The organism is Rufibacter sp. LB8, assembly GCF_014876185.1.
Lineage (GTDB): Bacteria > Bacteroidota > Bacteroidia > Cytophagales > Hymenobacteraceae > Nibribacter.
Window position 1 is genome coordinate 3,144,888 of the sequence record NZ_JADALJ010000001.1, and the last position, 14,060, is coordinate 3,158,947.

The 14,060-nt window shown below is 49.0% G+C and carries 3 protein-coding genes; 1 reads left to right on the plus strand and 2 read right to left on the minus strand.

What is annotated here, in order from left to right; translation table 11 throughout:
• The first annotated feature begins 237 nt into the window (after nucleotides 1-237).
• Entirely contained in the window at nucleotides 238-738 is a 501-nt protein-coding gene (locus tag IMY23_RS13220; RefSeq protein WP_192822538.1) for a DUF3575 domain-containing protein, read from the plus strand.
• A 67-nt stretch (nucleotides 739-805) separates the two neighbouring features.
• Here the strand turns inward: IMY23_RS13220 and IMY23_RS13225 are convergent, their stop codons facing one another.
• A complete protein-coding gene (locus IMY23_RS13225; protein WP_192822539.1) occupies nucleotides 806-1,843 on the minus strand; it encodes a type IX secretion system membrane protein PorP/SprF in 1,038 nt (345 codons plus the stop codon).
• Between the two features lie 9 nt (nucleotides 1,844-1,852).
• Complete coding sequence (locus IMY23_RS13230; protein WP_225986504.1) at nucleotides 1,853-14,035, minus strand: gliding motility-associated C-terminal domain-containing protein; 12,183 nt, start codon at nucleotides 14,033-14,035, stop codon at nucleotides 1,853-1,855.
• Between the last annotated feature and the right edge of the window lie 25 nt (nucleotides 14,036-14,060).

Here is a 14,060-nt window from a genome sequence, read left to right on the forward strand (position 1 = left end):
ACAACCTGCCGCGCAGACTTGTCCTAATTTGGCGCAAAAATACAGTTATTATTTCTTAAAACTATGCAGACTCTCAAAATGATAGCACAATTCCGCGGCCAACCTTGGTTTTACAGCCACCTTCTCATCATTTCCTTCGTTCTTCAGTAGAAAAGAAGGTTTGGCACCATTTCTGGAAGGCCTCTTCTACACGAACTCCCAATAGATATGAAAAAGCTGTTCTTTTCTTTTTTAACGATGCTCATTTTTACCGCCGGCACTGCCCAGGCGCAACAAGTCACGCTCAAAGCCAGCATTCTGAGCCCCATTGTCAAGACCGGTTCCTTCTTTGCCGAGTACGCTTTCTCGCCGCAGATGAGCGCGCAGCTGGGCTATTTCCAGACGGGCATGAAAGTGAAGGAAACCAGTTTTGACGGCTTTGGCATTACCCCCGAGGTGCGGTATTTCTTTTTTGGCGAGGCGCCCCGCGGGCTGTACGGCGCGGGATACCTGCGCTACCAGGACTTCACCCTCACCCGTGAAGACACCCAGGCCACCGGTTCGCTCACTTCTTTTGGCGGCGGCGCGCTTCTGGGCTACCAGATGATCCTGGGGAAACATTTTGTGCTGGACCTCTTTGCCGGACCGGGCTTTAACGCGGCCACGGTGAGCGGCGGCGGCGGCGAAGAGAATTTTGACCTGGGTACCTTCGGCGGATTCAGCCCGCGCGGCGGCATTACCGTGGGCATTGCGTTTTAGGGCCCGTTTTCAGAAATGAGCCCGAAAACAGGATTTTGGTTGAGGTTTCAAACTGAACAATGCTAGGTTACCAGATCCATTGCGGGCAAATGATATTTCGCTTATTGTTCAGTTTGAAACCCACCAGAATTTCATGTGAACCGGCATTGGTGGCATTCAAATCAGAGGTATTCAAATCATAGGAATAACCGAAGTCCAGCAGTGGGCTCACAAATAATCCTCCTAAAACGGTGAAGGAATCTTTGTTGCGGTAAGAAAGCCCCACCCACATGCGCTCACTGTACATTGCTTTCACGTTTAGGTCAATTGAGGCAGGTGTACCGGTGGCTTTTCGGTACATGATTGAGGGGGTCAACATCACCCCCCGGTTAACCTTGAATCTGTACCCCCCTGTAATGTAAAAGTGCGGCTGCATGCGTCCTGAAATAACAGTGGAATAGGCATCTTTGAAATCATCTCCGCTGCTGATTAACTGGGTGCCAGAAACGCCCAGGAAGGCGGTAGGCGTATACACCCACACGCCCACACTTATGTCTGGCTTTAGGGTACTCACGTAAGAACCTTGCAGAGCGGGGTCAGTGGCATCTACTGCCCGTGCCTCTTTTGCGTTGAAACTGGTTCTTAGAGCGCCTGCAGAAATACCGCTTGCAACATTCAACTCACTGGTGATAGGAAGATGGTAACTATATAGAAAATTCACCGAGCTGGTATTCAATAGGCCAGCTTTGTCTACCTGCACAATAGCCCCCACCCCATGGTGCGGATTCACCCGATAAAATCTATTGTTCTTATTGACCCCAGTGCTTTTGGGAGTAGCAATTGCTGATTTCCTAAACTTACTTCTGGTGGTGGCGTTCCGATCATTTTTACCAATGGACGTGTGCGCACTGGTATAGAAAGAAATAGGTGATCCTTCCAGCCCAACCCATTGCTTTCTGAAGGAAGACCTAATGTCTGTGTAGCTTTCTATGCCGGCCACCGCGGGGTTCACAATGACACTATTAGACATATACTGACTGTACTGCGCCACTTGCTGCCCAAGGGTTTTTATGCTGGCAAGGCCCAGGAACACCATTCCTAACACACATTTTCTTATCACTTTCATGGTTCCCTGTTATTTAATGATGGTGACACTGCCAGACATGGGGGCCTCATCCTTGTCCAGATACAGAATGTAGTAATAGGCTGATACCGGCAACGGTTTGCCTTGGTAGGTGCCGTCCCATCTGGTCTGGTACCCCTCTGACGAAAATATTTTAGCGCCCCATCTGGTAAAGACCTCCACACGACAGTTAGGGTAATGCTCAATGTTCAGGATTTCCCAGTCATCATTGATACCGTCTTTGTTCTGCGTGATCACGTTAGGTATAAACACTTTGGGAAGCACGGTCACAGTCACTTCATCTGTGTCTACACAACCTTCAGCGGACGTCACAGTCACGGTGTAGGTGGTGGTTTCATCTGGTTTGGCTTGGGTAACGGCTGTGTTAGGCGATGACAAACCTACGGCAGGCGACCATACATAGCGCACTCCGCCGGAGGCTCTCAACTGGGTGGTTCTACCTTGAATAATAGTGACATCTGGTCCGGCGTTCGCCAGCGGCGCCACAACTTCAACTCTAATAGCTGTTCTGCTGGCACTAGTGCAACCTTGCGCTGATACCGTTTGCACATAATAAGTAGTGGTTTCTGTAAGGGCTGGCGTAATAAAACTGACACCCACATGTATTACAGTTCCTCCCTGGGCTTGTTCATACCATTCAACCTGCTGCCCTGGGTTGTTGACTCTAAGCAATGCCGTAAACCCGGGACAGATTCTGGCTCCTGGATTTTGCCAAACAGGAGCCGCTGGTAATGGATTCACTGTTATCTGAACCACCGCGCTTGTCTGATTTTGGCATGGCAATGACGCCACCACTCTTCTAAACCAAGTACTCTGAGTTAATACAGCAGGCTGATAGTCTTGGACATTGTTTATGCCGGGAGCCGGCGTGAAACCAACCAGCGGGCCATTGGTGCTTATTTCCCATAGGTAGGTGTACCCGCTTCCGCCGCCCGCTGGCATAGAGCCTTGCAATAGGTTTGGCGCTACCCCCGCGCAGATACTTTGGTCAGAGATGATGATGTTGTTAGAAAGAGGCTCTGCCACCGTTATTTTCACCGGATCACTGATATCTTCTGCGCATGGCGAAGACGTTACCACCCTCCGGAACCACGTTGACACGCTCAATGGCCCTGGCCGATAATTCAGGCCTGTATTGTCCCCAATTGCGGCAGTATAAGTAAAGCCGTCAGTACTTCTTTCCCATAAGTAGGTATAGGTGCCGGTGCCACCAGCAGGTTGCACCCCGTTAATGGCTTGTGGCAGATCTCCTCTACAGATAAATTGCTCTGCACTGATAAGATTATTGGTCAAGGCAGGTAATACATTTATCTGTAGGTAAGCAGAAGTGTTATTACAGCCGCCAGAGAACACTGTCCTTCTAAACCAAGTAGGGCGGGTTAAGTAGGCAGGCTGGTAATTTGCCGTATTGTTAGCACCTTCCGCGGGTCTCCAGCCACTATTGGGGCCCGTTACACTTTCTTCCCATAGATAAGTGTAAGCATCATTTCCGCCTTGTGGCAAAGTGCCTGTCAGCGCTGCTGGCAAAGCGCCTGCACATATGGCTTGGTTAAATGAAACGCGGTTATTAGAAATTGGCGGATTAATTCTGATTCTCACAGAACCACTGTAATGCGGGTCACAGGGCCCAGCGCTGACTACCCTTCTGAACCACGTAGTCTGCAGAACAAGCTCAGGCATATAGGTAGAAGCCGTGTTCACGCCTCTGGCAGGGCCAAAGCCGCTGTTAGGCCCTTCAATGCTGCTTTCCCATAGGTAGGTGTAGTTGCCTTTTCCTCCTGTAGGAAGCGTGCCCGTCAAAGGCATAGGAGTAGCGCCAATACAAATTTCCTGATCATCGGTTACCACGTTGTTGGCAATATTCTTATTGACCGTAACCTGCACGGCAACACTGATATCTGTACAATTCCCTGACATGACTACCCTTCTAAACCATGTATTCTTGGTAAGCACAGGTGCCTGGTAATTAATCTCAGTGTTATCGCCGCTGGCTGCGGTAAAGCCAGAAGTAGGGCCGGTTTCGCTTACTTGCCACAAATAAGAATACGTGCCGTCTCCGCCGCCAGGTGCCAAGCCTAAGAATAGAGCTGGTGCGGTGTTCTCGCATACTGTCTGCGCGCTTTGCACCACATTGTTGGTGATTAATGGGTTCACCGTAATCATGACCATGTTGCTGGCCTGCGCTGGACAAGGCGCCGAGAGGACAATGCGCCGGAACCAGGTGTTTCTGGTAAGTACCGGCGGGGCATAATTCGCTTCGCTGTTCAAGCCCTCTGCCGGCACAAAGTCATTTAAGCCAGAGTAGCTTACTTGCCATTGGTAGGTGTAGCTTCCGCTGCCACCGGCTGGTGTTGTCCCGGTCAGGCCTGCTGGCCTGGTACCCGTACAAATGAGTTGCGGAGTAGTGATGCTGTTGTTGGTAATGGCCTCATTTAAGGTAATCTGAATAGCGCTGCTAGTGACTGCCGGGCAAGACGTGCCGGCTTTCACCACTCTCCTGAACCAGGTGGTCTGGGTCATAATACCTGGATTGTAGTTTTGCTGGGTATTGTCTCCAGCAGCCGGTGCAAAACCGGTGGTGGCACTTAGTGTACTAGCCTCCCATACATATTCATACAAGCCATTTCCGCCGGTGGGCAGTGAGCCTATTAGGTCTGCCGGGGCATTGCCAAAACAGATGACTTGGGAGGCAGCTACTTGGTTGTTTTTAATGCTTTCCCGTATGGTTACCACAATAGCGGCAGAAACGCTTTCGCACCCTCCAGAAATCACCACTCTTCTAAACCAGGTAGTCTGCGCTAAGGCAGCTGATTGGTAAGATTCATTGGTGGCCACTCCCGCCGCTGTCCTGAAGTCGCCCAGCGGCCCAATGGTGTTGCTTTCCCAACGGTAAGTGTACTGGTTGTTGCCGCCGGAGGGGTTGGTAGCCGTGAGAAGAACCGGGGTATCACCCTCGCAGATATCCTGTTCCGGTGACACCACATTGTTGGCAATGGGCGAGTTCACCACAATCTGAACCGTAGGCGACGTGTTTTCACAACCTCCTGATGTGATTTTTCTGCGGTACCAAGTGGTCACGTTCAAAGCACCTGGTGCATAGTCCTTGCCGGTGTTAAGGCCAGGGGCTGAACTGAAGGTGCTGTTGTCAGTGCTGAATTCCCACAAGTAAGCATAGGTCCCATCACCACCGGTTGGGTTGGTGCCAGCTAAGGGCTGTGGTACTACCCCAGAACAGATTTCCTGATGGGCAGATACGGTGTTGCTAGCAATAACTGGGTTAATGGTGACCACCACTGCCGTTCTTGGACTGACACAACCCTTATCATCAGTTACCTGCACGTAATAGGTCTTGGTAGTAATGATAGTAGAAGTCAGAACTTCGGTTTCAAACGTAACGCCTTCTGCCACGGGTGCCCCCCCGGTGTTCACGGTAAACCATTCGTACTTGCCGGTAGCCATGGGGCTGCTCACTGCCAGCGTAGCGGTAAAGCCAGTACAAATGACTTTATTGGCAGCTACCGGCGGATTTGGCAATGGATCTACCAATACCTGAACTGCCTCTGAATAATTAGTACAGCCGCCGGAGATGACCACTCTACGGTACCAGGTGGTTTGGGTTAGCACGCTAGGCTGGTAATCTTGGGCATTGTTGGTGCCGGCAGCGGTTACAAACCCATCAGAGGCAGAAACAGTACTGCTTTCCCACCGGTAGGTATACGCCGCGTCTCCGCCTGCAGGCACCAGACCGGTTAACTTGGTGGTAGGTGCACTGCCAATACACACGCGCTGGTTTCCGGCAATAGTGTTGTTGGTAATACCAGGGTTCACCTGTATTGCAATGGCAGCACTTACACTTTCGGCACAAACTCCAGAGATAGCCACTCTTCTGAACCAGGTTGGCATGTTCAACGGACCTGGTGCATAGTCTTGTGCCGTAGCATTGGCAATAATAGTAAAACCAGTGGTTGCATTACTAGTACTCATTTCCCAACGATAGGAATAAGTACCTGTCCCGCCGCTTGGCAAGGTGCCAGTTAATGACGTTGGGATAGCCCCGGCACAGATGACCTGTGGCGCAGCAACAGTGTTGTTGGCAATAAGCTGTTCTACCGTGACTGTCACAGACGTACGGGTAGCACTGGCGCAATTGTCTTTTATTGCCTCTACATAATAGGTAGTGGTCTGGGTTAGGGAAGGCGTCTGGAATGATGGTCCATCATACAAGGCTGTTCCACCTGTAGCAGCGGCGTACCATAAATACTTTTCAGCGGGACCAGTGGCAGTAAGGGTCGTTGTAAAACCGGCGCAGATAGTAGTTACCGAAGCAACGGCAATACCCGGTGCGGCTGGCAACGGGGTCACCATCACTTTCATGGCCTGTGAAGTTACCGTACAGGCTACAGATGTCACCACTCTGCGGTACCAGGTGGTAGCCGTAAGCGTGCCTGGCTGGTAATCTTTCTCTGTTGCCCCGGCTATGTTAGTGTAGTTTAAGCCATCAGCGCTTTCCTGCCATATATAGGTGAAGGTGTTGTTTCCGCCCGCTGGAGAACTGCCCGTAATTTTAAATGGAACCGTATTGGCACAGATTATCTGGTCAGCAGAAAGCGTATTAGCTGTAATAGGCTGGGTAACTTCTATCTTAACAGCCGCACTTATACTTTCTGTACAAACCCCAGCCCTAACAATTCTGCGGTACCAGGTTGACTGGGTAAGGGTTCCCGGTGAATAGTCTCTGGCAATGGCACCCGCAAGGGTGGTGTATGTAAGACCGTCAGCGCTGCTCTGCCACTCATAGCTATAGGTTGCTGCGCCACCGGTTTGTACGCCACCCGTAGGCGCAGCGCCCATTAAAGCCGCCGGGACTGACCCTGAACAGATAACCTGGGCTGCTGAAATAGTATTGCCGACAATTGGCTGTTGTACCTCAATCTTAATCTCATTGCTGGTAGAAGAGCATCCGCCAGAAATTACTAATCTGCGGTACCAGCGGGTTTCATTCAATATGCCTGGCGCATACTCTGCGGCGGTAGCACCAGAGATATCTGTGAAAGTGGTATTGTCTGTGCTTATCTGCCATTGGTACGTGTACCCTGTACCTCCGCCAGCAATGGCACCACCTGTTAATTTCTGAGGAGCCTGACCAGCGCAGATAGTCTGGACAGCTGAAATGGCGTTTCCAGTTATGCCAGCGTTTACCGTGACTTTTATTTCTGGGCTAAGAGAGGCATCACATACGCCTGAAGTTACTTTCCGGCGGAACCAGGTAGTTTGAGCAAGCGGGCCTGAAGCGTGGTCTTTTGTATTGCTGTTAGTGATAGCCGTAAAGACAAGGCCATCAATACTTCTTTCCCACACAAAAGTATAGGTGCCGGTACCTCCCGTTGGCATGGAACCTGTGAACCCTTGGGGAGTTGCCCCTTCACAGATTTCCTGGTTAGTAGAAATGGTATTAGCCGTAATTGGCTGCTCTACAGTAATTACTACCGCTGTACGAACCGCACTGGCGCAATTGTCTTTTATGGTTTCTACATAATAGGTGGTGGTTTGGGTAAGCGCAGGCGTTACAAAGGTGGCGCCTTCAAACAAGACAGGGCCAGCAGTAGCCACCGCGTACCACCGGTAGGTATCTCCGGCACCGCCTGAAGCAGTTAAGGACGCCGTGGAGCCTGCGCAAATGGTTTTTCCGGCTGCGGTAGGTGCAGCCGGAAGTGGCGTTACCGTTACCTGCATGACGGCACTAATCTCCGTACATGCGCCTGAGGTCACCTTTCTGCGGTACCAGGTAGTAGCGGTTAAAGCACCTGGCTGATAGTCTTTGCCGTTGGCATTGGCAATGGCGGTAAAACCAGTGGTAGCTGATGTGATGCTGCTTTCCCAGCTATACGTGTATGTTATTCCGTTTCCGCCAGTGGGTTGCGTGCCTACCACTAGAGTTGGTGTACTGGTAGAACAGATGGTTTGGTCAGCAGAAAGGGTGTTTGTAGTAATTGGCGCCGTGACATGAATCTGGATGGCATCACTAATGCTTTCTGTACAAACGCCAGCTATTACCACTCTTCGGTACCAGGTAGTTTCTGTTAAAACACCTGGAGCATAGTTGCTGGCAGTAGCCCCAGCAATGGTAGTAAAGCCTGTAGCACTTGAAGTAGTACTGCTTTCCCAACGAAAGGTGTAAGTAGCAAAAGAACCCAGGGCCGCTCCACCAGTTGGAGTTAAACCCGTGATAGCCGCCGGAGCTGAACCAGAGCAAATGTCCTGTGCCGCGGAGATTGTGTTATTGGTGATAGGTTGCTGTACTTCCACCCGTACCGCAGAACTGATAACGGAACATCCACCGGAACTTACTACTCTCCTTAACCAAGTGGTAGCAGTTAAAGCAACTGACTGATAATCTGCACCATTTGCTCCATTGATAGTGGCAAATCCTGCAGTAGCTGAGGTGGTACTACTTTCCCAGCCAAATACATAAGAACCGTCGCCACCCGCTGGAACATTCCCCGTTACTAATGGCGGTACCTGACCAGAGCAGATAGGAGCTACGGTGTTGATAGTATTATTGGTAATAGCAGGGTTAGCGGTAACTTTAACAGCCTCTGACGTAGAAGCAACGCACACCCCAGACGTGATTACTCTCCGGTACCAGGTGGTTTCATTCAATGCTCCCGGGCTATAAGTGGTCGAAGTTGCTCCTGAGATAGTGGTAAATGCTACACCATCTGTACTGCTTTCCCAACGATAAACAAACGCACCTGAACCACCCGCCGGAGTTGTACCGGTTAATCCTTGCGGTGTGCTGCCCACACAAATAATTTGAGCAGCATTAATGGTATTGTTGGTAATTGTCTGCTCTACTGTTACAGTGACCGCGGTGCGTGTGGCACTGGCACAATCTGCCTTCACCGTTTCTACATAATAGGTAGTGGTTTGGGTGAGCACCGGCGTAATATAAGTAGCCCCGTCAAAGAAGGAGGTTCCACCAGTGGCCGACGTGTACCAACGGAACATGTCGGCAGCTCCGGAGGCGGTTAAAGAGGTTGACGTGTTGGCACAGATAATTTTACCGGTAACCGTTGGGGCAGCTGGCAGCGGCGTCACAGTTACTTTCATGGCGGTGCTGGCTACTGTACAAGCCCCAGACGTAACTATTCTTTTGTACCAAGTGGTCACTGATAAGGCCTCCGGGTGATACTCTTTGCCGGTGGCCCCAGTAATATTGATATAAGTAGAACCATTGATGCTTACTTGCCATTGGTACGTGAAGCTGTTATTGCCTCCTTGTGGCGTACTACCCCCTATGTTAGCTGGTCTGGTGCCTGCGCAAATAGTTTGGTCTGCCCCTACTATATTCTCTGTAATAGCATTAGTGATCTTTATTTCAATTGCCGTGCTGGTAATTTCTGGGCAAGCCCCAGAGAATACTTTTCTTCTGAACCAGGTAGTTTGCGAGAGAACACCTGGCGTGTAATCTTTGGCCGTGGCGCCCGTAATGGAGGTAAAGCCGGTGTTAGCGGAAGTGGTGCTGCTTTCCCACACATATGTGTAGGTACCTGTTCCGGCGCTTGGCGTAGAACCAATTAGGGTAGTCGCTGCACTACCAGCACAAAGGTCTTGCGGACCCGTAGTAATGGTGTTGTTGGTGGCCGGCATTTGAATGGTAATTTGAAGGGCGGCACTTATCACCGTACAAGCGCCTGAGCTAGCTCTCCTTCTAAACCACGTAGTCTGGTTTAAGACACCAGCAGTGTAATCCTTACCAGTAGCATTATCAATTACGGTAAAACCAGCAGTGGAAGAGGTAGTGCTTATTTCCCACACAAAAGTAAAGGTCTCTGTTCCACCAGTTGGGTTTGCCCCTAAAATGGCTGTAGCAGGTGCGGTGCCCGCACAGATAGTGGCCTCTGCTATGCTCAAGGTATTATTAATGATAGGTGCCGTTACCTCCACTTTAATAGCATCACTAGTAACGGCGGCGCAGGCACCCGAAGACACTACTCTGCGGTACCAGGTAGAAGTAGTTTGCGCAGGTGTTTGGTAGTTTTGCGCTGTTGCGCCTGTAATAGGAAAGTAATCAACCCCATTGGTACTTGACTGCCACTGGAACGCGTAGGTACCTGACCCACCAGCTGGAACTGACCCGTTAAACTGGGCTGGTATGCTGCCTGAACAGATATTCTGGTTACTGCCAATGGTATTATTAGTGATGAGCGCTTGTACGGTTACCTGAACGGCGGCACTCTGAGCAGTGCAGCCACCAGAAGTTACTGCTCTTCTAAACCAGTAAGTACCGGTGGTTAAATTACCAGGGTCATAGTCTTTCCCGGTGGCTGAAGTAATATCAGAAAAGGTAGTACTGTTAGAACTGATTTGCCACTGGTACAAATGGGTACCATCTCCCCCACCCGGCGTTGCGCCTAGAAACGCTACCGGAGAGGAGCCTGTACAAATCACCTGGGCCGTGCCGTTGGTAATAGTGTTGTTGATGATGGCCGGGTTAACAGTTATTCTAACAGCATTGCTATTGCTGGGGGCACAATATCCAGCAGTCACTACCCGGCGGTACCAGGTGGTTACGATAGGCGACTGCCCTGCACTAAACGTTAAATTCACGGCAGTGGCTCCCGCCACGCTGGTGTATGTACCATTTTCAGTGCTGCTGCTCTGCCATTGGTAGACATAGCTTCCGCTGCCACCTGCAGGCACAGAACCTATCAAAACCGAAGCAGGTTGGTCTCTACAGATAATCTGTTCACCCGTGATAGCATTGTTGACAATTGTCTGCTGCACCATTATCTGAACTGGCGCACTCTCCTGCGTGTCACAGGCGCCAGAAGAAACTACTCGCCTGAACCAAGTAGTCACATTTAAAGCCATTGGCTGATAATTGCTTGCCGTAGCCCCAGTAATCTCATTGTAGTCTGCAGTTGCTGAAGTAGTGCTTAGCAACCATTTGTAGGTGTAGGTATTGTTACCTCCCTGCGGAGCAGAGCCAACTAAAGTAGCTGGAGCAGCCCCAGCACAAATGGTTTGGGAATTGCTGACCGTATTGTTTGAGATGACAGGTCTAACCGTTAGCTGCACCACATTACTGATACTAGTACAGGCCCCAGAAGCAGCTATCCTTCTGTACCAGGTAGTAGTAGTTAAAGTACCCGGAGTATAGCTGAGGACATTATTGGTTCCAACAGCAGCGGTAAAACCATCACTAGCCGATGACTGGCTTTGTTCCCACCTGTACGTAAATGCTTCTGTACCTCCTACAGCGGGCTGCCCAACTATTTGTAGTGAAGGCTGTCCTGAACAAATATCTTGGATACCCGAAATAGCGTTACTGGTAATGGCTGGCGTCACGGTTACGGTAACTGCTGTTCTGGTGAAGCTTGGGCAATTGTTACTAACTGACTCTACATAGTAGGTAGTGGTGGCAGTGAGCGCAGGCGTAGCGTAAGAAGACCCTGTACCTACCGCCGTGCCACCAGCGGTTTCTTTATACCATCTAAAAGTGTGCCCTGTCCCCGGGCTGCTTACTGACAAGGCAGCAGTTGCCCCAGAACAAATGGTTACACCAGAAATAGCAGGCGCCGTTGGCCTTGGCGTAACTGTAATGGTGACGGTGTTACTAGGGCTGGCAGAACATAGCCCCGAAGTAACAATCCTTCTGAAATAGGTGGTTTGCGTTAAGGCACCAGGAATATAGTTCTGCGTGGTATTACCTCCTGGTGCATTGCTAAAAATAGAATTATTGGTGCTGGTTTGCCATATATAAGTATAAGTAGCCCCGTCTCCACCTGTAGGCTGGGAACCTGTAATGGTCTTGGGTGTTTCTCCCTCACAAATGGTAGAAGGAGTTGGCGTAGTAAGAGTATTATTGGTAATCTGTTTGTTGACCGTAACGGTAACAGGTGTTCTGGTTGCGCTAGTACAGCCAAATTGATCAGTCACCTCAACGTAGAAGGTGGTGGTATTTGTTAAGGTTGGATTATAGGTGGCGCCGGTAATGACAGTGGCCCCACCTGTTGCTACTAGATACCATCTGTAAGCCGCGCCTGTAATTGGGTTACTCACAGACAAACCAGCAACGCTTCCCTCACAGATGATTTTGCCTGCAACGGTTGGTGGATTTGGCAGTTCTCTTATTAAAATTTGCTGCGAGGCTGCCACAGAAATGCCGCATTCATTAGTAGCAGTGACTGAAACAGTGAATGTACCCGGGTTCGCAAAATTTATGGTGGGGTACTGTGACGTAGCTGAAGAAGGCGAAACAAACGTTGCTCCTGTACCGCCCGTAACCGTCCAGTTATAAGCGGTAATGGGTCCTAGGTTAGTTACATAGGTAGGAATGTGAGGTGCATTACTTGCACTAAACGCTATAGTCTGCGGACCGCAATAATCCTTAGCATCTGGCAGCGAAACTGTGGGTGGAGCTTTTACGGTGACTTGCGTGCTTGAAGTATTGGAACCGCATGGGTTAATAGCTTCTAGACTAATTGTATAAACCCCACTAGAAGTGAAGTTAAAAGTAGGCGTAGCACTCGTTAGTGACCCAGAAGTAACTGTATAGCCAGTATTTGGAGCTACCGTCCATTTATAAGTCAAAAACTCACCTGTAGATTGGTTCGCTGTAGAAACGGTTAAGTTTCGGCAGCCACTTGTTGGGTTTAGGCTGGTCGTGAATTTTGATACTGGAGGAGCAACAATTTTAATAGTCTTTTGTATTTCACTGCTTCCACACCCATTCTTTATATTAAACTTAATAGTGTATTGACCTGCTTCAGTAAATCTCACGGACATATTTCGTAGAAATTTTCCACCAGACACTATTTGCCAGCCTGTTGCTGGTGAAATTTCCCAAGTATGTTCAGTAAATTCGGTTGTACACGTTGCATTACTTACTGCCTCAATGCCTTGGTCAGAAACATCTGCAAAATTGTATACATCATTAATACAGCCTTCCAATTTGGCAGGAGCAATTTCAATATTTGCAGTTGGCTTTTTACCTATTCGAATAGATTTAACATCAATCGTACTCGTTCCACATGGGTTCGTAGCTGTAGCAGTTAGAGTAAACTCCTTGTTAGGACTTGCACATGAAGATGCATTAAATGTGTGGTACACAACACTTGGAACATTATCCTGTGTAAACACTTGTGCCGGACTTCCATCATTAACTTGGAAAGTATAGGTAGTGGCAGCACTATTATCCTCTACATCTGCAACTGGAAATCCAAACTTAACAGGCGCACAACCTAATGTTGAGCCTGGGTTACCAATACTAATTTTAGGATTACTCCCATTATATACTTGTTGAGTCCAAGTAGTAGAGCACCCATTATTAGTTGCTGTAATTCTTAATGTAAAATAGCCTTGGCTAGTGTAGGTATGTTGGGCTTCGGTGAAAGTAGATAGGTTTTGCCCGACAGACCCATCGCCCCAACTAATCGAATAAGAAGTATTATCCTGATAATTCGATCTGTTTTGAATTCTCAGCAAGTAATTACTATTGACCGATGTTGAATTACATTTGGTAAAAGCAGGATTAGGGGCAGTTCTAGTTAAATCTGATATAACTATATCAGGCTGCTGTTTTATAGTAATGGACTTTGTCTCGGAATCTGAACAGCCATCTGGTGTAGTAACCGTTAATCTTACTGAATATGAAGTAACTCCTGAACCTATAGAGGAGAAAGCATGTCGTGGATTTGGATCTGAGCTTGTATTACTATTACCTGACGTAGGATCTCCGAAATTCCAAGTGTAAACCAATCCATTCCCAGTTGATGTATTTGTGAATTGAACATTATTTCCGGAGCAGGCATTATTTGTAAAACTAAAGTTCGCTGATGGCCTCTGATTAACTGTTACATCTACTTTCTCAGAAGTTTTAGCACCGCATTCTGAACCAGCCACAGTACTTACTGCAGTCACTGTATAACTCCCGCTTGCAGTTACTGTGAGCTTATTAGTTGTCTCTGATAAAACTGTAGATCCATTTTTCCAAACATAAGTAACCCCTGTATTTGAAGAAGTAGCGGTTAAAACCGTGCTCCCGCCTTGACATAAGGAAATGGGCCCAACAGGGGAGATACTTAGCTCACACTCAGCTGAAAAAACACTGAACGTAACAGTAAAAATCAATAAGACAGCCAGAAAAAGGCCACGGTAGAACTGTACCATAGAAAGTAATAAAGGGTAATAAGGA